This window comes from Specibacter sp. NPDC057265 (assembly GCF_042668835.1).
Classification (GTDB): domain Bacteria; phylum Actinomycetota; class Actinomycetes; order Actinomycetales; family Micrococcaceae; genus Specibacter.
In genome coordinates, this window is record NZ_JBHUYE010000001.1 from 141,994 (window position 1) to 164,888 (window position 22,895).

General features: G+C 65.6%; 20 protein-coding genes and 1 riboswitch. Of the genes, 8 read left to right on the forward strand and 12 right to left on the reverse strand.

Annotation, left to right across the window (positions count from 1 at the left end):
• Nucleotides 1-79 precede the first annotated feature (79 nt).
• Together ACFUCV_RS00675 and dusB are read right to left on the reverse strand one after the other, a co-directional pair.
• Nucleotides 80-1,354 (reverse strand): deoxyguanosinetriphosphate triphosphohydrolase, encoded by a 1,275-nt coding sequence (locus ACFUCV_RS00675; RefSeq protein ID WP_380810926.1) that lies wholly within the window; start codon nucleotides 1,352-1,354, stop codon nucleotides 80-82.
• A gap of 362 nt (nucleotides 1,355-1,716) precedes the next feature.
• Entirely contained in the window at nucleotides 1,717-2,898 is a 1,182-nt protein-coding gene (gene dusB, locus ACFUCV_RS00680) for a tRNA dihydrouridine synthase DusB (protein WP_380810928.1), read from the reverse strand.
• A 142-nt stretch (nucleotides 2,899-3,040) separates the two neighbouring features.
• Between dusB and ACFUCV_RS00685 the strand changes: the two genes are divergently transcribed.
• Genes ACFUCV_RS00685 through ACFUCV_RS00695 form a run of 3 tightly spaced genes read left to right on the forward strand, consistent with a single transcriptional unit; the run spans nucleotide 3,041 to nucleotide 6,204 of the window.
• Nucleotides 3,041-4,318: a type III polyketide synthase gene (locus ACFUCV_RS00685; protein ID WP_380810930.1), complete on the forward strand. Its 1,278-nt coding sequence runs from the start codon at nucleotides 3,041-3,043 to the stop codon at nucleotides 4,316-4,318.
• Nucleotides 4,311-5,060, forward strand: a complete 750-nt coding sequence (locus ACFUCV_RS00690) for a class I SAM-dependent methyltransferase (protein ID WP_380810932.1) — start codon at nucleotides 4,311-4,313, stop codon at nucleotides 5,058-5,060. Before ACFUCV_RS00685 ends, ACFUCV_RS00690 begins: the two co-directional genes overlap by 8 nt.
• Complete coding sequence (locus ACFUCV_RS00695) at nucleotides 5,047-6,204, forward strand: FAD-dependent oxidoreductase (RefSeq protein WP_380810934.1); 1,158 nt, start codon at nucleotides 5,047-5,049, stop codon at nucleotides 6,202-6,204. The genes ACFUCV_RS00690 and ACFUCV_RS00695 overlap by 14 nt, the downstream gene beginning before the upstream one ends.
• Before the next feature lie 21 nt (nucleotides 6,205-6,225).
• Here the strand turns inward: ACFUCV_RS00695 and ACFUCV_RS00700 are convergent, their stop codons facing one another.
• The 3 genes from ACFUCV_RS00700 to ACFUCV_RS00710 are packed head-to-tail and all read right to left on the reverse strand — an operon-like array spanning nucleotide 6,226 to nucleotide 9,914.
• Nucleotides 6,226-7,491: a YibE/F family protein gene (locus tag ACFUCV_RS00700; protein ID WP_380810936.1), complete on the reverse strand. Its 1,266-nt coding sequence runs from the start codon at nucleotides 7,489-7,491 to the stop codon at nucleotides 6,226-6,228.
• A 45-nt stretch (nucleotides 7,492-7,536) separates the two neighbouring features.
• A complete protein-coding gene (locus tag ACFUCV_RS00705) occupies nucleotides 7,537-8,526 on the reverse strand; it encodes a GNAT family N-acetyltransferase (protein WP_380810938.1) in 990 nt (329 codons plus the stop codon).
• 2 nt (nucleotides 8,527-8,528) lie between these two features.
• The gene (locus ACFUCV_RS00710) at nucleotides 8,529-9,914 is read right to left on the reverse strand and encodes a glycine--tRNA ligase (RefSeq protein ID WP_380810940.1); all 1,386 of its coding nucleotides are present in this window, start codon (nucleotides 9,912-9,914) and stop codon (nucleotides 8,529-8,531) included.
• 286 nt (nucleotides 9,915-10,200) lie between these two features.
• Here ACFUCV_RS00710 and ACFUCV_RS00715 point away from each other — a divergent pair, with 286 nt between their 5' ends.
• On the forward strand, nucleotides 10,201-10,893 hold the full coding sequence (locus ACFUCV_RS00715) for a GTP pyrophosphokinase family protein (protein ID WP_380810942.1): 693 nt from the start codon (nucleotides 10,201-10,203) through the stop codon (nucleotides 10,891-10,893).
• Here the strand turns inward: ACFUCV_RS00715 and ACFUCV_RS00720 are convergent.
• Entirely contained in the window at nucleotides 10,890-11,960 is a 1,071-nt protein-coding gene (locus tag ACFUCV_RS00720; RefSeq protein WP_380810944.1) for a lactonase family protein, read from the reverse strand. The genes ACFUCV_RS00715 and ACFUCV_RS00720 overlap by 4 nt on opposite strands.
• Before the next feature lie 159 nt (nucleotides 11,961-12,119).
• Between ACFUCV_RS00720 and ACFUCV_RS00725 the strand changes: the two genes are divergently transcribed.
• A complete protein-coding gene (locus ACFUCV_RS00725; RefSeq protein WP_380810946.1) occupies nucleotides 12,120-12,347 on the forward strand; it encodes an RNA-binding S4 domain-containing protein in 228 nt (75 codons plus the stop codon).
• Nucleotides 12,348-12,373: 26 nt separating this feature from the next.
• Here the strand turns inward: ACFUCV_RS00725 and ACFUCV_RS00730 are convergent, their stop codons facing one another.
• On the reverse strand, nucleotides 12,374-13,015 hold the full coding sequence (locus tag ACFUCV_RS00730; RefSeq protein ID WP_380810948.1) for an alpha/beta hydrolase: 642 nt from the start codon (nucleotides 13,013-13,015) through the stop codon (nucleotides 12,374-12,376).
• A gap of 85 nt (nucleotides 13,016-13,100) precedes the next feature.
• Here ACFUCV_RS00730 and ACFUCV_RS00735 point away from each other — a divergent pair, with 85 nt between their 5' ends.
• Together ACFUCV_RS00735 and ACFUCV_RS00740 are read left to right on the forward strand one after the other, a co-directional pair.
• The gene (locus ACFUCV_RS00735) at nucleotides 13,101-13,895 is read left to right on the forward strand and encodes an SGNH/GDSL hydrolase family protein (RefSeq protein WP_380810952.1); all 795 of its coding nucleotides are present in this window, start codon (nucleotides 13,101-13,103) and stop codon (nucleotides 13,893-13,895) included.
• Between the two features lie 161 nt (nucleotides 13,896-14,056).
• Nucleotides 14,057-14,461 (forward strand): hypothetical protein, encoded by a 405-nt coding sequence (locus ACFUCV_RS00740; RefSeq protein ID WP_380810954.1) that lies wholly within the window; start codon nucleotides 14,057-14,059, stop codon nucleotides 14,459-14,461.
• Here the strand turns inward: ACFUCV_RS00740 and ACFUCV_RS00745 are convergent.
• The 3 genes from ACFUCV_RS00745 to ACFUCV_RS00755 form a co-directional block, all read right to left on the reverse strand.
• Nucleotides 14,458-15,531 carry a homoserine O-acetyltransferase gene (locus ACFUCV_RS00745; RefSeq protein WP_380811454.1) on the reverse strand — a complete coding sequence of 358 codons (1,074 nt, stop codon included), beginning with the start codon at nucleotides 15,529-15,531 and terminating at the stop codon, nucleotides 14,458-14,460. The two genes, ACFUCV_RS00740 and ACFUCV_RS00745, sit on opposite strands and share 4 nt — an antisense overlap.
• 131 nt (nucleotides 15,532-15,662) lie before the next feature.
• Nucleotides 15,663-16,979, reverse strand: a complete 1,317-nt coding sequence (locus tag ACFUCV_RS00750; protein WP_380810956.1) for a bifunctional o-acetylhomoserine/o-acetylserine sulfhydrylase — start codon at nucleotides 16,977-16,979, stop codon at nucleotides 15,663-15,665.
• A gap of 75 nt (nucleotides 16,980-17,054) precedes the next feature.
• Nucleotides 17,055-17,171: riboswitch (SAM riboswitch) on the reverse strand.
• 116 nt (nucleotides 17,172-17,287) lie between these two features.
• Nucleotides 17,288-19,660: a Tex family protein gene (locus ACFUCV_RS00755; protein ID WP_380811456.1), complete on the reverse strand. Its 2,373-nt coding sequence runs from the start codon at nucleotides 19,658-19,660 to the stop codon at nucleotides 17,288-17,290.
• 171 nt (nucleotides 19,661-19,831) lie between these two features.
• Between ACFUCV_RS00755 and ACFUCV_RS00760 the strand changes: the two genes are divergently transcribed.
• On the forward strand, nucleotides 19,832-20,470 hold the full coding sequence (locus tag ACFUCV_RS00760) for a VOC family protein (RefSeq protein ID WP_380810958.1): 639 nt from the start codon (nucleotides 19,832-19,834) through the stop codon (nucleotides 20,468-20,470).
• Nucleotides 20,471-20,652: 182 nt separating this feature from the next.
• Here ACFUCV_RS00760 and ACFUCV_RS00765 read toward each other — a convergent pair whose 3' ends face one another.
• Both ACFUCV_RS00765 and ACFUCV_RS00770 read right to left on the reverse strand, forming a co-directional pair.
• Nucleotides 20,653-21,915: a DDE-type integrase/transposase/recombinase gene (locus ACFUCV_RS00765; protein WP_380810960.1), complete on the reverse strand. Its 1,263-nt coding sequence runs from the start codon at nucleotides 21,913-21,915 to the stop codon at nucleotides 20,653-20,655.
• A gap of 205 nt (nucleotides 21,916-22,120) precedes the next feature.
• Entirely contained in the window at nucleotides 22,121-22,834 is a 714-nt protein-coding gene (locus ACFUCV_RS00770) for a CPBP family intramembrane glutamic endopeptidase (RefSeq protein WP_380810962.1), read from the reverse strand.
• Nucleotides 22,835-22,895 lie beyond the last annotated feature (61 nt).

Below are 22,895 nucleotides of genomic sequence, written 5' to 3' on the forward strand. Positions count from 1 at the left end.
GTTTACGTGAGGAACCCAGCTCCCGGCCCCGTTGTGCACACCTTCGGGCTCCCGGTGCGCGGCCGCTGCGGCCGCCGGGTTACAGCAGCGTGCGTTCGGTGCCCACAAGCCGTTCGTGCAGGGCCAGCGCCGATCCATCGGTGAGCGAGGCGATCTGGTCGATGACCACCCGAAGGCGGGTGCCGTCGTCGTCCGCGTCCCGCCAGTCAGCGGCGAACATGGTTTCCAAATGGGCGTCACCGGTGGCGCTGAGCACTGCCACCAGCTCGCTCAACACGTCCCGCTGGCGCTGGTAAATGGGCTGGCGGTGGTCGGTGGTCATGACAAATGTGGTGGCAAGGCCCTTCATGACGGCTATTTCCGTCAAGGTCTCCTGCGGCACAATCACATCTCCGGCGTAGCGTGAGAGCCGTCCCGTCCCGTGGACCGTGCGGGTGGCAGCAACGGCGCTCTGGCAGAACCGGCCAATGAGCTGGCTCGTCATGTCCTTCAACGCCGCCATGGAGCGCCTGCTGCCGTCGGCATGCCGCACCCACACATCGGTTGCCTCCAGGCGCTGCAGGGCCGCGTCAATTTCCGCCGTGTCGGTGGTGGGCAGGTACCACTGCTGGGTGTAGCCCAAAACCCGTTTCCGCTGGTCTTGGTTCGCCAGCCACTTGAGCTGCACGTGCCCTGCCACGATGGCATCTTCGACGTCGTGCACGGAGTAGGAAATGTCATCGGCGAGGTCCATCACCTGGGCTTCAATGCATGACTTGCCCGTGGGGGCGCCGTCGCGCAGCCAGGTGAAGACGGGCAGATCGTCGGTGTAGGCACCAAACTTGCTGGTCCGCAGCCCCCCGATCACGGGCGCGTCCAAAGCCAGCCAGGGGTACTTGGTGGAGGCATCCAGGCACGCCCGCGTCAGGTTCAGGCCAGCTGAACCCCCGTCGGGCGTGAGCACCTTGGACTCCAACCGGGTCAGCAGCCGCAGGGTCTGGGCATTGCCTTCAAAACCACCAATGTCGTGGGAGAGCTCATTGAGCACCGACTCCCCATTGTGGCCAAAGGGCGGGTGGCCCAGATCATGGGCCAGGCAGGCAGTGTCCACCACATCGGGGTCGCAGCCCAGCGTCCGGCCCAATTCACGGCCAATCTGGGCCACTTCAAGGCTGTGGGTCAGGCGGGTGCGGACAAAGTCGTCGGTGTCCGGGGCCACCACCTGGGTCTTGGCACCCAGGCGGCGCAACGCCGAGGAATGCAGCACCCTTGCCCTGTCCCTTTCAAACACGGTGCGAAGGGAGTTCTTGGGCGTCTCCTGCACCCACCGCTGCTGGTCCTGGGGCAAGTACACCGGATGTGAATCTGTTGACATGTTCCCTAGTTTAGGTCCAACCCCGCACCCCGAGGGGACACTGCCCACAGGCCGGCCCGTCGGCCCAGGAGTCCCCGTTCATTCCGCGAACCCGCAGATAATGTCCCCTTGAGTGCGCCAAAGGGACATGATCTGCGGGTTTGGCGAAGCCGGGAGGAGCGCGAGGGGCGGGGCGGGGCGGCGCAGCGGGGAAAGGGACAATCATCCCCTATTCCGCTCAGGTATCCACGCGAACCCGCACATAACGTCCCCTTGAGTGCGCCAAAGGGACGTTATGTGCGGGTTCGGCGGAGCGCGGCGCAAAGAGCGGAGCGCGGCGCGGAGCACGGCGCCATGCGGGCCCCACACCCCGCACCGCCGCGTCAGCCTCCGGAGACGTCCAGTTCGGCGCCTGCCAGCTCGGCACCCTGGGAGTCGCTGACGGTGCGGCTGTCCAACCAGTTGGCGGGAAGTGCCGTGCGTTTGGGCGTTCCGGCGCGGCCCCGGGGGCCCTCGGCATCCACCCCCGGGTACCCTTCATCCATATCCAGCTGGTCCAAAAGCCCGCGCAGCACTTCCAAGGTGGGCACGCAGGAGAGCTTGGCGCGCAGTTCGCCACCCACCACATACCCCTTGAAATACCAGGCCATGTGCTTGCGGATGTCACGCAAGGCCTTGTTTTCATCGTCAAAGGTGTCCACCAGCAGTTCGGCATGGCGGTACACGGCAGCCGCCACTTCAGCCAACCCTGGCTGGTGCCGGGTGTCGCTGCCTTCAAAGGCCGCCATCAAATCACCAAAGAGCCAGGGGCGGCCCTGGCAGCCGCGGCCAACCACCACACCGTCAACACCCGTCTGGCGCACCATGGCCACGGCGTCCTCGGCGCTCCAGATGTCACCATTGCCCAGCACGGGCACATCCGGCAGGGTCTCCCGGAGCCGGGCAATGGCATCCCAATCGGCTTTGCCCGAGTAGAACTGGTTGGCGGTGCGTCCATGCAGTGCCACGGCCGCCACTCCCGCGTCACGGGCAATGCGGCCCGCCTCCAAATAGGTCAGGTGATCTTCGTCAATGCCCTTGCGCATCTTAATGGTCAGCGGGATCCCGCCGACCGACGCCTCGCGCACCGCCGTCTGGACAATATCGGTGAACAAATCCAGCTTCCATGGCAGGGCCGCGCCCCCGCCGCGCCGGGTGACCTTCGCCACCGGGCAGCCAAAATTCAAGTCGATGTGGTCCGCGTGGTCTTCCTCCACCAGCATCCGCACCGCCTTGCCCACCGTTTCGGGGTCCACGCCGTAGAGCTGGACCGAGCGGACCCGCTCATCCTCATCATGGCTGATCAGGCGCATGGACTCCGGCGTCCGCTCCACAAGGGCCCGGGAGGTCACCATCTCAGAGACAAAGACTCCCCCGCCGTGTTCGCGGCACAGCCGGCGGAACGCCGTGTTGGTGATGCCCGCCATGGGGGCAAGCACCACGGGTGTTTCCACGGTGATGTTGCCTAATTTCAAGGGCGGCAGGTCGAGTTTTGTCTTGCTGGTGGGAAGATCTGTAACAGTCACTGTGCAATTCTCTCAAAGATGGGCAAATCCTGCCCACTCACGATTAAATTGGCGCCCCGGCACCCCCAACGCCGGTTCCGGCGGCGGCCCGCCGCGGGGTGGAGGCATTGTGTTATGAGCTGTGCGCCACTAAGAATGGACTATGACTGTCACACTCAGGGCTTTGGAAACTGCCGTCCCGTCCACCATCTTGATCCAGGAACAGGCCCGGGATGTCTTTGCCGCCCAGCCCGGGTTGACGCGGCTGGGCCAGCGCCTGGTGCGCGCCTGCTTTGACGGCGCCGCCATTGACACCCGGCATACGGCAGTGAGCGAGCTGACCACCTCCTCCCGGAGCGAGGACCCCATGTTTTACGACGCCGGCACCGGGCTGTTGCTCAATCCCACCACCAAGGAACGCAACGACCTCTTTGCCGCCGAGGCGACGCCGCTGTTCATTGAAGCGGCTGCCAAGGCCCTCGCCGCGTGCCCCGAGCTCACAGCCGGCGACGTCACCCACGTGGTCACCGTGTCCTGCACCGGCTTCTTCAACCCCGGCCCGGACTATAAGATTGTCCGTGCCTTGGGCCTGAAGCCCTCGGTGCAGCGCTATCATCTGGGATTCATGGGCTGCTATGCGGCATTCCCGGCGCTGCGGGCCGCCAAGGCTTTTTGCGACGCGGACCCCGACGCAGTGGTGCTGGTCGTGTCGGTGGAACTGTGCTCCCTGCACGTGCGCACCTCCAACGATCCGGACACCATCATGGGGTCCTCGCTGTTTGCCGACGGCGCGGCCGCGGCGGTGGTGAGCGCCCGCGAACTTCCCACAGAGCGTCCGGTCCTGGCCATGGACCATTTTGAAACGGTCCTGACCCCGGTGGGAGAAGATTCCATGGCGTGGAACATTGGTGACCACGGTTTTGAAATGGTGCTGGACAGCTACGTGCCCAAAATCATTGACGAACACATCACCGGCGCCCTTGAACCACTGCTGGCCACCGCCCCCAAGCTGGCGGCCGGCGCCTACAGCGACATCCCGCACTGGGCCATCCACCCCGGCGGCCGCAGCATCCTGGACAAGGTCCAGGCCAAACTGGAGCTCAGTGCCGAACAGCTCATTCCGGCCCGGGAGACCCTGCGCAACTACGGCAACATGAGCAGCGCCACGGTCATGTTCGTGCTCAAACACATTCTGGAACAGCCCGCCAAGCAGGCCAGCGAAGCCATCTGCGCCATGGCCTTTGGCCCGGGCCTGACAGTGGAGACCGCCCTGTTCACCAAACTCTCCACCTTCGACGCCGGCGCACCGGCCACCGGCCGCCCCGCCAGCGCAGCCACCGGACGGACCGGTGACAACGGAGACGGCGGGGACGGCGGAGACAACGGAGACGGCGGGAACCACGCCGGACGCCTCAGCGCCGTTCCCGCAGGCCATGCCTGAAACGCCATTGCGGACGGTGCCCCCGCGCACGGTGCGCCGCTGGCTGCTGGCCGTCCGGGATGTACAGGCACGGGAGGAAATGGACAGCCCCGACTGCGATCCGGCCCAGCTGGAGCGCACCTATGCGCAGTTTCCGCTGATCAACAAGGTGGTGGCCCGTTGGCGGGCGGTGTACCGCAAAAGCATCAGGCCCCTGCTGTCCAACACGCGGGAGACCACCTTGCTGGACATTGGCTGCGGCGGCGGGGACATTGCCGCCGGCCTGGCCCGCTGGGCGGCGCGGGACGGACTGCGGCTGAGCATCACGGCCATTGATCCCGACGTCCGGGCCATTGCCTACGCACGCACCCACAATGTGCTGCCGCGGCTGGAGTTCCGCAGCGTGCACAGCAGTGCCCTGATTGAGGAAGGGGCCGCCTTTGACATCGTCATCTCCAACCACCTGCTGCACCACCTGGGCCAGGAGGAGTTGGCGCTGTTGTTGCAGGATTCGCAGAAAGTGGCCCGGCGCGCCGTCATCCACGGCGACATTGCGCGCAGCCCGGTGGCATACGCCTTGTTTTCCGCCGGGACGCTGCCCTTTTTCCCGGGTTCCTTCATCCGCCGGGACGGGCTGACGTCCATCAGGCGCAGCTACCGGGCAGCTGAACTGCAGGCGGCCGTGCCCCGGGGCTGGCAGGTGGAATCGGCTGCGCCGTGGCGGAACCTGCTGCTGTGGAGCCCCGCGGATGCCCATGCTTGATGTGGCCATTGTGGGCGCCGGGCCGGTGGGCCTGTACCTGGGCGCCCTGCTGCTGCAGGAGGGGTTGAGCGTGCGGATTTTGGAACAGCGCGCGGCGGCCGGCACGCATTCGCGCGCCATTGGCATCCACCCGCCTGGCTTGGACGCCCTGGCCCGCGCCGGAGTGGCGCCGCAGCTGCTGGCCGAGGGGCTGCGCATCACCTCCGGGGCGGGCTACAGCGCCGGAAAACGTGTCACGGAGCTGCGCTTTGACCGGCTGGGCAACGCCTATCCCTTCATCCTGTCACTGCCCCAGGCGCGCACCGAGGCCATCTTGGCGGCCCGGGTGCACGCCTTGGATCCGCACGCCGTGCAGCGGGCCGTGACGGTCACCGCCGCGCACGACGCCGGGGACTCGCTGACGCTGTCCACCGCCCACCACCGGGGGTCGGTGGCCGCCCGCCTGGTGGTGGGCGCCGACGGTGCCCGTTCCACCCTCCGAACACAGCTGGGCATCGCCACCCGGGGACGGGACTATCCGGACAACTTCCTCATGGGTGACTTTGTGGACACCGGTTCCCACGGACCGGCCGCGGTGCTGTACCTGGAACCGGGCGGCATCGTGGAATCGTTCCCCCTCCCCGGCGGGCTGCGCCGCTGGGTGGCCCACACCCCCCGCTTCCACTCCGACGCCGGTGCGGAGTTTTTGACGGCGCTCATTGCCGAACGCACGGCTGTGGCAGTGGATCCGCGCGGCAACAGCATGCTCAGCGCCTTCAAGGTCAGGTCCCGGCACGCCACGCGCATGGTGGCCGGACGGGCGGCCCTCATTGGTGACGCCGCCCATGAGATCAGCCCCATTGGCGGCCAGGGCATGACGCTGGGGTGGCTGGATGCCGCGGCGCTGGCCCCCATCATGGCAGCGGCCCTGCGCGGTGAAGACACCGGGGCGCGCCTGCGGCAGTTTCAGCGCAGCCGTCAAAGGGCGGCTGCCCAGGCCTCGGCCCAGGCATGGCTGAACACGGCGCTGGGCAGGCGGCAGCCGGCGTCGTTGTTGGCGCTCAGGCACCGGCTGGCCGGTGCGGCACTGGACCACCCCCGGATCCACGACGCCGTGGCGCGGCGCTTCAGCATGGCACCGTGGCAGGGGCCCGGGATCCCCTGAGCAGGCGCCCGGCCCGGCGCCTCAGCCGTGGGCCTGCGCCGGCACGCCCTGGGTGCCGGCCGGGGTGCCGGTGGCTTTAACCACTGCCACGGCCACGGCGGTGGTGACCGGAATGGCCAGCACCAGGCCAATGGAGCCCACCAGGATGCGCACAATTTCCTCGGCCAGTTCCACACCCGTCAGGGCGGTGATCAGCTGCTGGTCGTACAGGGAGACCATCAGCAGCACCGGCAAGGCGCTTCCGGCATAGGCGAAGGCAATGGTGTACACGGTGGAGGCAATGTGGTCCCGGCCAATGCGCATGGCGGAGGTGAAAAGTTCCTTCACCGAGGTGTGGGGGGCCAGCTCATGCAGTTCCCACACGGCCGAGGACTGCGTGATGGTGACGTCGTTGAGCACGCCCAGGCCGGAAATGACCAGCCCGCACAGGATCATCCCGGACAGTGACATGCCATTGGTGAGGGTGCTCAGCTGGTAGGCGTTCTCCCCCGTGGTTCCGGTCAAAGCGGCGGCATCCACCGCCCACGCCGCCAGCCCGGCCGTCACTGCCAGACCAAAAAGCGTCCCCAGCAGGGCCGTGGAGGTGCGCACGGAAAAGCCGTGGGCGAAGTACAGCACCCCAAACATGATGGCCGAGGAACCCACCAGGGCAACCAGCAGCGGCGACTGCCCCTGTGACAGGGCCGGGAGCATGAACCAGGCCAGGACCGCAAAGGCCCCGGCCAGACCAACCATGGCCCGCAGCCCGCGCCACCTGGCCACGGCCACCACCACCACGGCATAGACCACTGCCAGCAGCCCCATGGGCACGGTGCGGACAAAGTCCATGAAAACGTACTGCGCCCCGGCCGTTTCCACCCCCGCGACGGCCGCCAGGCCCGTCAGGTCAAGGAAGCTGATGGTGTCGCCGGGTTTCACGCCCCGGGACTGCGCAATGTCCGGGCCCACCACCACGGGCAGCTCCTCTTGGCCGTCCACCGAGGTGTACGCCACATGGCAGTCCATGCCCGCGTTGCCGTCAATGCCGGCGCAATCCTCCGTCACCGCCCGCAGCACCGTCCCGGTCACAATGCTGGCACCGGGGGCCGCCGCCTGCGGATTTCCCGCAGGTGGCGGGCCGGTCTCGGCATTGGGCCACATCAACACCAGAGCCAGCAGCGTCAACACCGCCAATGGTCCCAGCAGCCAGCTGAGCAGCACCACCGCACGGCGACGCACCGCCTTGCGCCGGCGCAGCTCCGGCCGGCTGACAGGGGCCTGCGGAACATGCGAATGTGAGTGGCCCATGGGCTTGAAGGTGTCCTTTGCGTGAAGGGTCCGGGCGTGGAAGTGCTATTCGCCGACGACGAGGGTTTCCGCGCCGCGTTCCTGGGCGGCGGCTACGGAAATCATGGGATCAACCACGGCGCAAAGGGCCTCCATGGAATCATCCAGTTCCAGCAGCACCGGGTACTGGTGCGTAATGAGGGCGAGCAGATCATACACGGCCTGCACGGCCTCATCACGGCCCAGGGCCGGTTCCACGCCGAGGAACACCTCGGAGGCGCCAGCGGCAACGTCCGGGGAAGTGTCGATGCTCCCTCGCGAGTAGCTCAGGGCAAAGGCCTGGATTTTGCCTTTTTTGCTGGGCGCCACGCCGGTGCCAAAGGCGCTGGCGGGCTCCGCCCGCAACACCAGGGCGCCGTGGGCACCTGTGAGGTCGTCAAGGAACATTTGCTGGACCAGGCCCGGGCTCAGCGTGCCGGTGGTATCCCAGCGGTTCACAGATTCGTAGTAGCGGCCCACCACATCCGTCAGTTCCACCGAACCCGTGGCCAGGTCCTGGACGCGGGCGGTGGCCTCTTCCTCGCTCCCGTTGCCGAAGAGGGGCAGCTTCAAGGCGCCGGGCCCCACCTCCACCACCCGGTTGCGCTGCAGCACGTCCAGGCCCATGGCCTGGGCAAAGGCCGCCCCCGGGGTGCCCGGGGCAACCTTGCTGCGCAGCGCCGTGGTGCCCACGAGCCCCGCAGCCAGTGCCGCGGCGGCTTCGGCACGCAGCATGGTCACCAAGGTGGCGCCCACGCCGGCGCGCCGGTGGTCCTTGGCCACCTCCACATAGGTCCACAGCCGTGTGGGGTGCAGCTTCGTGGAGTAGACCACCCCGGCCGCGACCGGGATGCCCTGATCCTGGGCAACGATGGTCCGCCGCCAGGGATTGGCGTCCTGGGACGGCACCAGGGCCGCCCGGAACTGGCGGGCCGGAGCGGAATCGGCGTCGCCCCAAATCTCCAAGAGCGTCAGGTCATCGCCCTCCTGCCAGGGCCGGTAGGAAAGTTCAGCCATGCCTAGGCGCCCAGCAGCCGGGTCGCCAGGTACGCCTGCACCTGATCCAGGGGCACCCGCTCCTGGCTCATGGTGTCGCGCTCCCGGATGGTCACGGCGTTGTCCTCGAGCGTGTCGAAGTCCACGGTGATGCAGAACGGCGTGCCGATCTCGTCCTGGCGGCGGTAGCGGCGGCCAATGGCGCCGGCGTCGTCAAATTCAATGTTCCAGTGCTTGCGCAGGGCGTTGGCGAGCTCCTTGGCCTTCGGCGACAGCTCCTCGTTGCGGCTCAATGGCAGGACCGCGGCCTTCACCGGGGCCAGGCGGGGATCGAGCTTCAGCACGGTGCGCTTGTCCACGCCGCCCTTGGCGTTGGGGGCTTCATCCTCGACGAAGGCGTCCACCAGGAACGCCATCATGGAGCGGGTCAGGCCGAAGGAAGGCTCAATCACGTAGGGGGTGAAGCGCTCGCCCGTGGCCTGGTTGAAGTAGCTCAAATCAGTGCCGGAGCCCTTGGTGTGCGAGCCCAGGTCGTAGTCGGTGCGGTTCGCGACGCCCATCAGTTCGCCCCATTCCGAACCCTGGAAACCGAACTTGTACTCAAAGTCGATGGTGCCGGCGGAGTAGTGCGCACGCTCGTCCTCGGGGACGTCAAAGCGGCGCATGTTCTCCGGGTTGATGCCCAGGTCCAGGAACCAGTCCCAGCACAGCTCAACCCATTCCTTGAACCATGTCTCGGCGTCTTCGCCGGGGACGAAGAACTCGATTTCCATCTGCTCGAATTCGCGGGTGCGGAAGATGAAGTTTCCGGGCGTGATTTCGTTGCGGAACGCCTTGCCGATCTGGCCGATCCCGAACGGGGGCTTCTTGCGGGAGGTGGTCAGCACGTTGTTGAAGTTCACGAAAATGCCCTGCGCGGTTTCGGGGCGCATGTAGGCCATTCCGGCCTCGCTCTCGACCGGGCCGAGGAAGGTCTTCATCAGGCCGGAGAACAGCTGGGGTTCGGTGAACTGGCCCTTGGTGCCGCAGTCCGGGCACACGATCTCGTCCATGCCGTTTTCCGGCTGGCGCTTCTTCTTGGCCACAAAGGCTTCGATGAGGTGGTCCTGGCGGTGGCGCTTGTGGCACTGGGTGCACTCAACGAGGGGATCGGTGAAGGTGGCGACGTGGCCCGATGCGGCCCAGACGGCCTTGGGCAGGATGATGGAGGAATCCAGGCCCACCATGTCCTCACGGCCGCGGACAAATGACTGCCACCACTCACGCTTGATGTTTTCCTTCAGCTCAACACCGAGGGGGCCGTAATCCCAGGCCGACCGCGAACCGCCGTAAATTTCACCGGCCTGGAAGACAAAGCCGCGACGTTTTGCGAGGGAAATGACCTGGTCAAGCTTGGATTGGGGCGCCACTGTTTAACTCCTAAAGGATTTACGAGGCCGCTGGGTGCGGTCCGCCAGTGCACCAGCCTACCTTTGGGTGCCGGTGTGCCGGGAATCCGGCGGTGCTGCCGCGGCGGTGCCCCGGGTGCCCCGGCCGTGCCGGGGCACCCGGGGCACGTACAGCTGGCTCTGCGCTTGCTTGTTTATGCTTGTCCCGGGGGACACAAGCCAAACCGTTCCCAACAGCTGCGGGCTGACCACCCAGTCACGCATCAGCCGCCGCATGTCAGCCATGTGTGATTGGAAGGATCCTTTTATGACCGGGCCGAAGCCATGGTTGGACAGCCACGACCCCGAAACCACCGGGCAGCTGGTCGAGGGCAAGGAGCTGCGTGCTGGTTTGGCCCGCTTCATGCTCAACTACCAGTTCGCCATTGAGGAGATCATGACCAAGATCAACATCCTCAAGACCGAGTTCGAGCACCTGCACGACTACAGCCCCATTGAGCATGTCAGCTCCCGGTTGAAGTCTCCGGACAGTATTTTGGACAAGGCCCGCCGCCGGGAGATACCGCTGACCTTGGCGGCGTTGAGTGAGCACATCACCGACATTGCCGGGGTGCGCATTGTCTGCAGCTTCAACGCCGATGCCTACTGGATTGCGCAGATGATCAGCTCGCAGCAGGACATCACCGTGGTGACCACCAAGGATTACATTGCCAACCCCAAGGCCAATGGCTACAAGAGCCTGCACTTGATAGTGAAGGTGCCGATTTTCCTCTCCGAGTCCATTCAGGACATGGCGGTGGAGCTGCAGATCCGCACCGTGGCCATGGATTTTTGGGCCAGCCTTGAACACAAGATCTACTACAAGTACGACCACGCCATTCCGGCGGCCATTTTGGCCGAACTTCAGGAGGCGGCGGAGGTGGCCAGCCGCCTGGATTCAAAGATGGAACGCATCCACGACGATGTGCACGGCAAATTAATCCGCAGCACCCGCTCCTAGGGTGCTTGCACCAGCACGCAGCTGGGACTGCCAAAATCCACCCGCTGCACCGGCACCGCGCCAAGCAGCCCGTCCCCGTCGAGATCAAAAACCGCCACATTGTCGGAGTATTGATTGGCCACATACATTTTTTGCCCGGCCACGGCAAAGTGGCGTGGCCACTTTCCGCCGCTGGGGAGCTGCTGCACCAGGACCGGTTTTTTGGGGCGCGTTTCGCTGGCCGGATCGGCGGAGAGTCCGCTGACGTCCAGGACCACCAGCGTGTCGGGTCCGCGCACCGCCGCATACAGTTTGCTGGCATCGGCGGAAAGCTCCATGTGCGAGGGGGCAAAATCCTGCGCCTGGGCAATCCGGTCCGCGTCCTCCGCCAACGGCACCTGAAACAACCACCGCCAGGCATTGTTCGCCTGTTCCTGCGGCTCCCGGGCAAAGACGTGCAGGCAGCCGTCCAACTCGCCCACCACCAGAAGATACTGCCCCTTCAACGCCACATGGCGCGGGCCCGCACCCAAGGGCAGTTGGGCGGATCCAAGCAAGACGAACGTTTCGGCGTCGTATTCATCAACACGGTCGGCGCCCAGATCCGTCACCAGCACGCTGCCCCAGGCGGTGGCACTGACCTGGTGCGCATGGCTTGAAGCCTGCCTGCCCTCCTGCGCTTCGGGCTCCTTCAGGTGCGCCACCAGGGTGGGGGCCTGCTGCAGGGTGCCCGCCGTGAGGAACGGCAGAGGCAATGCCGCAGCGGTCCCCGAGGAGTAATGGGCCACCCAGACGGTCTCCCCCACCAGCGCCACATGGCAGGGATCGGCGCCTCCGCTGGCCGTCCGCGCCACCAGCTCCAGCGTCCCGGAATCCAGGGCCACCACCTGCCCCTCCGCCAGCTCCTCAACCGCCAACAGCACCCCCGCGCCCGCAGCCGCAAAGGAGGGGTTGCGCAGCCCCGCGCCCTGCGCCTGGATGGCCCCCACCCGTCCGGCGCCGTCCAAGGCAAAACGGGCAATCCCCGGCCCGGTTCCGGAACCTTCCTCGGTGTAGCCGCTGACGACAAGGGCGGGGGTGGCAGGCATGGCGGATTCTCCTCAGGCACGGCGGGGACGGTGTCCGCTCCAAGCTACAGTGCCCGCGCGGCAATTGCAGCGCGTGACCAAATATTGCACACCCGCCCGCACCGCCCTGACGTCAGCCCTACGTCAGCCAGGGCACCGGCCGTGGGGCACAATTAAGGCATGAGTTCACACGAGATCATTGACATTCCCATCCGCGACAGCATGATCCGCCTGGGACAGCTGCTCAAGCTTGCCAGCCTGGTGGACGACGGCGTGGAGGCGGCCGAGCTGATTAAAAACGGCCTGGTGAAGGTCAACGGGGAAATTGATGAACGCCGCGGCCGCCAGCTGCACCACGGCGACACCGTCACGGTCAACGGCGAAACCGTCCGCATCACCGCCGGCTGACTGCGGCTGCACCCCTGCCCTGCCTGCTAGCGGGCGTCAAGCACCTTGTATTGCAGGAACTCGCTCACGTGGGCAATTTCCTGGGCATTGATGCCATGCATGATGCCCGAATACAGCACCTTGGTGAGCTTGACGTGGGCATGCATCCAGCTGTTGGTGGCTTCAATGGCTGCCTGTGGAATGACGGGATCCGCCTGGTCCCGGCCCCAGAAGATCTCCGGCCTGCATTGCGCCACGGCGTCGTCGTCAAAGTAGCTGTCATTTTCGGCATCGACCACGAAGCCCGACAGGCCCACCACTGCCGCGTAACGGGCGGGGCGGTGGCGCAGCAGCGTGGTGGCCAGGGCCATGCCCTGGGAGAATCCCAACAGGCTCACGGAACTGTGTGCCCCACGGACAGCCTCAAGCCACTGTTCGACGCCGGCCGCAGCGGCGGTCACCGATGACACCGCATAGCCCAGATCGCTGCGCAGCGGGAACCAGGCAAAACCGGCACCTGCCGGCAGCGGGGCACGCACCGCAGCCACCGTGAACTCGCCGGGCAGCTGGCCGGCCAGGGAGAACAAATCCGCCTCGTCGGCGCCGTAGCCATGGAACACCACCAACAACGGTGTTCCGGCGCGGGCATCTTCAGGACGGGACCATAGGACTGTGGGGTTTTCACTCATGGCTTCATCGTTTCATGCGCGGCCGGGGCACCCAAATAAGGGCAGCTGCTGGCGCATCCCCCCTGTTTGGGGGCACCATATGGGCATGGAGAATTCCCAGGCCCCGCATCCCTGGCGCCGCTACGTTGCCCTGGGTGATTCCTTCACCGAGGGCATTGGCGACCCGGAACCCTCCAGCCCCGGCGGACACCGCGGCTGGGCCGACCGTGTGGCCGAGGAACTCAGCCGCAACTGCCCGGACTTCAACTACGCGAATCTGGCCATCCGTGGCAAACTGCTGGCCCAGATCCTGGGTGAACAACTGGAACCGGCACTGGCGCTGCAGGCCGATTTAATCAGCATTTCCGCCGGCGGCAATGACCTGCTCCGCCCCGGCGCCGACCCGGACACGCTGGCCCAAAAACTGGATGCGGCCGTGGCCCGCATGCGTGCCACCGGGGCCACGGTGCTGCTCTTCACCGGACCCGATGTGCGCACCATGCCCGTGCTGGCCAGGATCCGCGGGCGTGTGGCCATCTACAATGAGAACCTGCACGCCATTGCCGCCCGCCACGGCGTGGTGGTGGCCAATATGTGGTCCCTGGAGCAGCTCGCCGACCACCGCATGTGGGATGGGGACCGGCTGCATTTTTCACCCCTGGGCCACCACACCATTGCCATCATGGCCCTGGCGGCGCTGCAGCTTCCGCACACCCTGGTGCCCATGGAGCCGGCGCCGCTGCCCCAGCAAAGGTGGCAGAGCGCACGCGCCGAGGACCTGGTGTGGGCCCGGGAGTTTTTCTTCCCCTGGGTGCTGCGCAGGCTTCGGCACCAATCCCTGGGAGACGGGGTGGGCCCCAAGCGGCCCACCCCCGCCCCCGTGGTGGTCCGTGAACGCTGAGCGGCCGCTCCACTTTGCCGCTGTTGCATCCGCTGTTGCGTCCCCCCGTTGCGTCCCCCGTGGGACGCCCTGCCCGGGGCGCGCATGGGGATGCCCCCGGGCGCCGCACTAGGATGAAGCCAGGTGTTGCAGTTGGCGCGCCCGGGTAGAAAAGGTGAACCGTGGGAATCTTGTCCAGTCAAGGGGTGATGGAGGGTGCGGCCGCCTCGGCTGAGGGCTCCTTTTCATTCCAGCCGTTCCTTGTTGTACTGCTGGCCGCCGTGGCCGTGGTGAGCTCCTTCATCCGCGCGGCCGCCCGGAAGAAGCGCAGCCGCACACCGGCGGCAAGGCCGCCCGGGACGGACCGGAACGCCGGACCCCACGCGACGACGCTGCTCAATGGGGTGCCGTTGAAGGGTCACAACACCCCCCTTGGGGCGCATGAGGCCGGCTTCGCCCATGAGCGCATGCGGGTGGAGGCCGAACTCAAGCGTCAGCTCGACGCCCTGGATGCTGCCCGCCGGGCCGGGCAGGTCACTGCCGAGCAGTATGCAGGCCACCGCGAAGCCATCTTCAAGAATTTTTAGCCGCGGAACAGCGAGTTTTGCAGCAGTTCCCCCACGGCTTCCACCTCGGTCAGGAAACCGTCGTGGCCAATGGGTGAGTCAATGAGCCCCCAGGTGACCTTGCCGGGCAGTGCCGCGGCCAGTTCCCGCGACTGGGCGGGAAAATACAGCCTGTCGCTGCTGACGGCAGCCACCAAAAATTCCACCCCAGCAGTCACTGACAAGGCCTCCTGCAAGGTCCCGCGGCCGCGGGCCACATCGTGGCTGATGAGGGCTTCAGTGACGGCAATGTAGCTGTTGGCGTCAAATCTGCCCACCAGCTTGCGGGCCTGATGGTCTAAATAGCTCTCCACCCGGTACAGCCCCGCCCCCGTGCCGACATTGCGTGCGGCGGTGACAGTGCCGGCGTCGTCCTGGGCCACACGACCGAAGCGGGCACCCATCTCGGCTTCGGAGCGGTAGCTGATGTGGGCAATGCGCCGCGCCAGCCCCAGCCCGGCGGTGGGGGCCGCGCCGTCGTAATAGTCTCCGCCGGCGAAATGGGGATCCTGGACAATGGCCAACAGCTGCGCCTGGGCCAGGGCAATCTGCTCGGCGGTGCTTGCCGCGCACGAGGCCACCACGGCGCAGCGCTGGACCATCGCCGGGAAACTGACAGCCCACTCCAGTGCCCGGGCCCCTCCCATGGAGCCGCCAATGACGGCATGCCAGGACCGGATGCCGAGCTGCGCGGCCAGCTGCGCCTCTGCCTGGACGGAGTCGCGGATGGTGATGAAGGGAAAACGTGAACCCCACGGTTTTCCGTCGGCGGCAATGCTGGAGGGCCCGGTGCTGCCGTAGCAGCCCCCCACCATGTTCGCGCACACCACAAAGTATTTGTCGGTGTCAATGACAGCCCCTGGACCCACCAGACCTTCCCACCAGCCGTCTTCCTCGGAGTCGCCGCGGCTGACGTGGGTGCTGCCCGTGAGCGCATGCTCAATGAGCACGGCGTTGTCGCCGCGCCCATTGAGCGTGCCCCAGCATTCATAGGCCAGCGTTACGCCCGGCAGTTCACCGCCGGCCTCCAGCGTCAGCGCCCCAATGTCCATGGAACGCAGCAGTCCCCCGCCCTGCCCCACGGCCGCGGACCACAAGGGAGCCGTGCCGGTGTGGTTGTTGGTGCGGTTGTTGGTGTCCGGGGGGAACCCGGCGTCGGCGGTTTTCGGTTCCAGCATGGAACTCACGCTGATTTTGCCGCGCGAAATCCCGCCTCGAGATCTGCAATGATGTCGGCAACGTTTTCCAGTCCCACCGAGAGCCGCACCAGTCCGGGGCGCACGCCCGCCGCCAGCTGCTGCTCGGGCGTGAGCTGGGCGTGGGTGGTGGACGCCGGGTGGATGACGAGGGAGCGCACATCGCCCAGGTTGGCAACGTGCGAGTGCAGTTCCAAGCCGTCAACAAAGCGTTGACCGGCCTCGGCCCCGCCCACAATGTCGAAGGCCACAATGGCGCCGGTGCCCCGGGGCCCATATTTGCGGCCACGCTCAAACCAGGGGCTGGAGGCAATGCCCGCATAGGCCACCGACTGAACATTGTCATTGCCCTCCAGCCACTGCGCAACCTCGACGGCGTTGCTGACGTGCCGCTCCACACGCAGGCTCAAGGTTTCCAGCCCCTGGGCGATCAGGAAGGCGTTGAAGGGTGAAATGGAGGCGCCAAGATCGCGCAGCAGCTGCACCCGGGCCTTGAGGATGTAGGCCAGGTTTGCCCCGAGTGCGGACCCCACGCCCAAATCACGGGCGAACACCAGGCCGTTGTAGCTTTCATCCGGGGTGTTGAAGCCGGGGAACTTTTCCTTATCCGCCGCAAAGTCAAAGGTCCCGCCGTCCACAATGACGCCGCCAATGGCGGTGCCGTGGCCACCGAGGTACTTCGTGGCGGAGTGGATCACAATGTCCGCCCCCCATTCCAAGGGCCGGATCAAGTAGGGCGTGGCCAAGGTGTTGTCCACAATCAGGGGCACGCCCGCCTCATGGGCGATGCCACTGATGGTTTCCAGGTCCAAAACGTCCTGGCGGGGGTTGGAAACGGTTTCGCCAAAGAAGGCCTTGGTGTTGGGCCGGACGGCCGCGCGCCATTGCTCGGCATTGTCCGGATCGGCCACGAAGGTGACGTCGATGCCCAGCTTTTTCAGCGAGTGGGCGAAGAGGTTGAAGGTGCCGCCGTAGACGCTGGGGCTGGAAACTATGTGATCCCCGGCCTCGGCCACATTGAGAATTGCAAAGGTGGTTGCGGCCTGTCCCGAGGCCAGCAGCAGGGCGCCGACGCCGCCTTCAAGATTGGCGATGCGTTGTTCCACGGCGTCGGTGGTGGGGTTGCCGATGCGGGTGTAGATGGGTTCCAGCTCAGCAAGCGCGAAACGTGCCGCGGCGCTTTCGGCCGAGGGAAACACAAACGACGTGGTCTGGTAAATGGGCAGGGCACGGGCGCCGGTGACGGCGTCGGGCTCCTGTCCGACGTGGATCTGACGGGTTTCAAATGACCAACCATTGCTCATGGATGCGTTCCTTCACACTTGGGACCGGCAACAAAGCCCTCCTGCGCACGCATGCGGGAGGGCCGTGGCACTGCTGGCCCGCGCTTGCACCGGAACCGGACGATTCGGTGCCAGGTCTTCACCCGGGGCACCCCGCCGCGGAAGGAGGGTTGCCGGCCAGCAAGCCGGGGCTGGATGCTGGCACTCATGACCTTGGCATCAAGTCTGGAAGAATCCCCTGGGCCCTGCAACAATGTGACGCCTATATGACTTTTGCCGAAACAATGCTTGATTTTCGGCCCGAAAATGGCAGCATCCTGAATTAATGGCTACTGTGTCGGCTTTCGCAATCCGGCCTGGCGCAGGGCCTCGGCCATGGCCGTGTCCACCACCGGCCCGGCTTTCGGCCCTTTTGCCTTCTGTGGGCCCCGTGGCCCCGCAGCCACCTGCCGTGCCGCCTTGGGCCGGGCCCCGCCGGCGGTGCCCGGGACCTCCCTGCCCTGCCCGCGCGCCGCGGCGTCGTTCTCCAGGCGCAGGGAAAGCGAGATGCGCCGGCGTTCCGGATCCACCTCCAGGACCTTGACGCGGACCACCTGGCCCGATTTGACCACCGTGTGGGGGTCCGAGACGAAGGAGCTGCTCATGGCCGAGACGTGGACCAGGCCGTCCTGGTGCACGCCAATGTCCACGAAAGCGCCAAAGGCGGCCACATTGGAGACCGTGCCTTCCAGGATCATGCCTGGGCGCAGGTCCGTGATTTTTTCAATGCCGGCGGCGAACGTGGCGGTTTCAAAGCGGGGGCGGGGATCCCGGCCGGGCTTTTGCAACTCGGCGATGATGTCCTTCACGGTGGGCAGGCCAAAGCTGCCGTCCACAAAAGCTGCCGGATCCACTGTTGCCGCGGCGTGAACCCCGGCACGGATGTCCGCCGGGGCCGCTCCCACCGCGGTGAGGATCCTGCGCGCCACACCGTAGGCTTCCGGGTGCACGCTGGAGGCGTCCAAGGGCTCGGGGCCACCGGCAATGCGCAGAAAGCCTGCACATTGTTCATAGGCCTTGGGGCCCAGCCGGGGAACTTTAAGCAGCTCCCGCCGCCTGGTGAAGGGCCCGTGCTGGTTGCGGTGCGCCACAATGTTTTCACTCAGCAGCGGACCCAGGCCCGCCACCTGTGAAAGCAGGGCCGGCGAGGCCATGTTCAAGTCCACGCCCACGGCATTGACGCAGTCTTCGACGACGGCGTTCAGCGAGCGCTCCAGTTTGGCGGGGGTCAGATCGTGTTGGTACTGCCCCACGCCAATGGACCGGGGGTCAATCTTCACCAGTTCGGCCAGGGGATCCTGCAGGCGGCGGGCTATGGAGACGGCGCCGCGCAGGGACACGTCCATGCCCGGCAGTTCCGCACTGGCCAGCGCCGATGCCGAATATACGGACGCGCCCGCCTCGGACACCACGACCTTGGTCACTGTCCTCCCTGGATCACGGCGTTTGAGTTCGGCGACAAGTTCGCTGGCGAGCGTGTCGGTTTCGCGGCTGGCCGTGCCATTGCCGATGGCGATGAGTTCAACGTGGTGTTTGTCGGCCAACCCCAGCAGGGTGGCCAGGGATTCCTGCCATTTTCTGGCTGGAGCGTGCGGATGGATGGTGTCGGCGGCAAGCACCTTGCCTGTGCCATCAACCACGGCCACCTTGGTTCCCGTGCGCAGACCCGGATCCAGCCCCAGGGTTGTCCGGCTGCCGGCGGGGGCGGCGAGCAGGACATCGCGCAGGTTCGCAGCGAAGACCCGCACCGACTCCTCTTCGGCCTGCTGGAAGAGGCGCACCCGCAGATCCGCTGACAAGCGCGCCAAAATGCGGGTGCGCCAGGCCAGGCGCGCCCCGTCCAGCAGCCAAGCATCCGCTGCCCGGCCGGAGGCGTGGATGCCCAATGCGCGCGCCACGGCAAGCTCATAGGCACCACGGGCCTGCGTGTGGGCCTCGGCATCCCGGGGGTCGGCCGCCGCCACATCCAGGGACAGCACACCCTCTTTTTCTCCACGCAGCAGGGCCAGGACGCGGTGGCTGGGCACTGTGTGGGGCGCCTGCACAAAGTCAAAGTAGTCCTTGAACTTCTCCCCCTCCCCGGCTTTGCCTGTTTTGACGCAGGAGCGCAGTGCACCCCTGGTCCACAGCCGCTCCCGGAGGCCGCCCACCAGGGCCGCATCCTGGCCCGCGCGTTCAATCAGGATGGCCCGGGCACCGGCCAGCGCCTCATCCACGGTGGCCACGCCGCGCCCCGGGTCCACAAAGGCGCCGCCGGCAAGCTCCGGAGCCGCGGTGGGGTCGGCCAACAACGTATCCAGCAAGGGTTCAAGCCCCGCTTCCCGGGCAGCGTCGGCCTTGGTTTTTCGCGTCGATTTATAGGGCAGGTACAGGTCCTCGAGCCCGGATTTGGTGGCAGCTGCCTCAATTCCGCGGCGCAGGGCGGCACTGAGCCTGCCCTGCCTGTGGATGGCCGTCAACACCGCCACCCTCCGGGCCTCCAGTTCGCGCAGGTACCGCAGCCGTTCCTCCAGCGCGCGCAGCTGCGCATCATCCAAGGTGCCGGTGGCTTCCTTTCGGTACCGGGCAATGAAGGGCACGCTGGCGCCGTCGTCGAGCAAGGCCACGGCTGCGCGCACCTGCGCATCCCGCACACCGAGCTCGGCGGCAATCGCCGTCCCCATGGCGTTGGCTTGGGCGGTGGGAGTGGGCAGAATCAATTCGGCGGTGCTTGCATCATTCACCCCTCAATTCTGCCCCACGGCCGGACCCCGCCATACCCTGAGATTTGACGTCCCATGACGCTAAGGGTGCACTAAGTCGAGTGCAGGGGTGCAAAGTGCCAAGATGATCACATGCGAATGGACCATGTTTCTTATGCCAGTGAATCAGACGGATTGGCTGCCACCACGGAGCGAATCTCTTCAGCCCTCGGGGTCAAGGCAGTCAAGGGTGGCATCCACCCGCGCTTTGGCACCCGCAATATGATTATCCCGCTCACGCATCACCACTATGTGGAGATTGTGGAGTGCCTGGACCACCCCGCCTCCGACAAGGCGCCCTTTGGCCAGGCCGTCAGGGCGCGGTCTTCCGCGGGCGGCGGATGGATGGGCTGGTGTGTGGCCGTGGATGACCTGGCACCGTTTGAGTCCCGCCTGGGCCGCAGCGCGGTCCCTGGCAACCGCAAGTTCCCCGACGGACAGGAACTTGTGTGGCAGCAAATTGGCATCAAGGGGCTCATTGCCGACCCCCAGGTCCCCTACATGCTCAAGTGGGACGGCAACCCGGCGCTGCATCCATCCCAGGCGCGGCCCTCCACCGTGCGCCTGGCATCCTTGACCATTGCCGGCAGTGCCGAACGGGTCACGCAATGGCTCGGTGAACCCGTGGAGGCCCCGCTGGAGGATGTGGCAGTGGAGTGGATCGCCCCCCGCGGCACCCCCGGCATCATGAGCGTCACCTTTGAAACCGGGAACGGCACGGTCACCATTTAGCTTTTTTGGCCCCTGCGGATCCGCCCCGCACGGATCCGCCCCCGCCCCGCACGCGAACCCGCACGGATCCGCCCCGCACGCGAACCCGCAGATAATGTCCCTTTGCCACGGTGTCATGTCTCGGACCTGTGTAGACACTTTATGTCTCGGACCTTCGTTGACGGTTGATGTCTTGGACCTTTTTAGACGCTTGGCGTGGTGGGCGTTTGGGTCGGTGTGGTTGTCGCTTTTGGGGTTGTGGTTGTTTGGTTGATCATGAAGCCTCGGGGCTGGCCGTTGCCGATGTACGGGGTGCCTTTGGTCGGGATCGGGTGGGTGATTATTTCTGTGCCGTTGGCGGTAAAGAACATGATGGTTTTGGTGTCATAGAGGATGTTGATCGTTTCCCCTACGTAGCTTTTGCCCATGTTGAAGTGCGTGCCGATGATGGTGGCGGTGCCATCTTTTGCGACTTTTCGTTGGGCTGCCTGGCGTTGTGAATCTGGTTCTTTGTCGGGTTCTGGAGGGATCGGCGCAGGTGCCGCAGGTGTCGCGTTCCAGGCCTCCTGCGGCGTCATCCGATTCAGGCTTTGATGCTCGCGTTCGTTGTTGTAGTAGTTATCGAACTCATCGATTTGGGCTTGAAGGACGGCCATCGTCGCCGCTGGTTCCTGGTGTTCCAGATATTTATGCAAGGTGCGGTGGAAGCGCTCATTTTTGCCTTGGGTAGTGGGTTTCCCGGGTTTCCCGGTCATGGGTTCCACACCGAGTGCTTTGAGGAATTCCACGAGTTCCCCCCGCCTGCCACGCCGGCTTGGATTGAACGCCGCACCGTTATCTGAAAGGAAACGTTGCGGCACACCGTGCCGTTCGATGGCCATCGCCACCACGGCCAGGGCGCCGGCACTGGTTTCCGCGCTGGCCACCAAAGTCGCCAGTGCAAGACGGGAATGATCATCAATGAGCTGGAAGACTGCGACCTTGCTTCCATCCGCCAGGCGCCATTCAAAAGCATCGATCTGCCAACACTCGTTGGGGCGGGCGTAAACGAAGCGGATGTACAAATGCCGTGGCTTTTTCCTGGGCTCGGGAATAACAACTCCGGCACGGCTAAAGATTCTGGAAACCGTCGCCGGCGATGGCGGTATGAAGCCCTGTCGGCGTAGTTTCGCGATCACCGACAACGCCCCGTAATCAAAACCCCGCCCCATCAACTCGGCCCTGGTACCCAGCAATAATTCGACCATGCCCGGTGGGGTCTTGGCTGGATGACTCAAAGCCACCGGCGGCTTCTTCTCCAACGCCTTAACCGGGCCCACCGCAGCAGCTGCTGCCCGGACTTGATAAAACCAAGCCCGGGACACACCATGTTCCCTGCAGAAATCAGCCACCGCACCCCGAGGCGCATCAACAGGCCACATCGCTACGGCATGGCGGACTCTAATCGAAGGCTGCTTTTTAGTCATTCACCCAGCAAAAACCACAAACCATCTCAAAAGGTCTGAGACACAATGTCTAAAAAGGTCCGAGAGAGAAACGTCCAAAAAGGAGTGCGACATTACAGTCCCTTTGCCACGGTTATAGGGACATTATCTGCGGGTTTGCGTCCTCCGGGCATCGTCTGGGCATCGTCCGGGCGTCCCCCTCGCGTCCCCCGGAGCGGAATGCGCCTCAGCCACCGAATCCGAGGGCCGGTCCCACGGTAAATGCCGCCACGTCCACCAGGGCGTGGGCCAGCACCAGCGGCGCCAAGCGGCCCCACTTCCTGTAGACCCAGCCAAAGAGCAGCCCCATGGCAAAATTGCCCAGCATGGGTCCAAAACCCTGGTAGGCGTGGTAGCTGGCACGCAGCAGCGCGCTGAGCACAATGGCGCTCCACGGCCCGCATCCAATCTTCGCCAGCCGTCCCAATAGATAGCCGTTGAGGATGACTTCCTCCAGCACACCTGCGCGCACCGCGGAAAGAATCAGCACCGGAACTGTCCACCAGTACTGCGCGAGGGCGCTGGGTATGATCTCGGTGGTCACACCCAAGGCGCGGCCGGCGGCATAGAGCCCCAGTGACGGCACCCCAATGACCACCATCAAAGCCACCGCCCCCAAACCGTCCCGCAGGGGCCGGCGGGCATCGAGCCCCATGGCGCGGAACACTGATTTTCCAGGTTCAGCCAGCAGGTAAAACACCAACACCACCGGCACCAGGGCAAAAACAATGTCCAGCAGCTGGTAGGCCAAATCGAAAAATTCCCGATTGTTACGCACGGCATTCAAGGTCGAGGTGCCCTGCGCCAGCGGGGCCCGGCTGAGCTTGTCCAGCAGTGAGAGCAGCGAATAAACGGCCGACTGTCCCAGGGAGACCGCCAGCACCAATGCCACTTCCAGCATCAGCCTGCCCCTGGAGCGTGTCCCCCACCCCTGTAGCCCGGGATCCGGGGCCGCTGCGGAT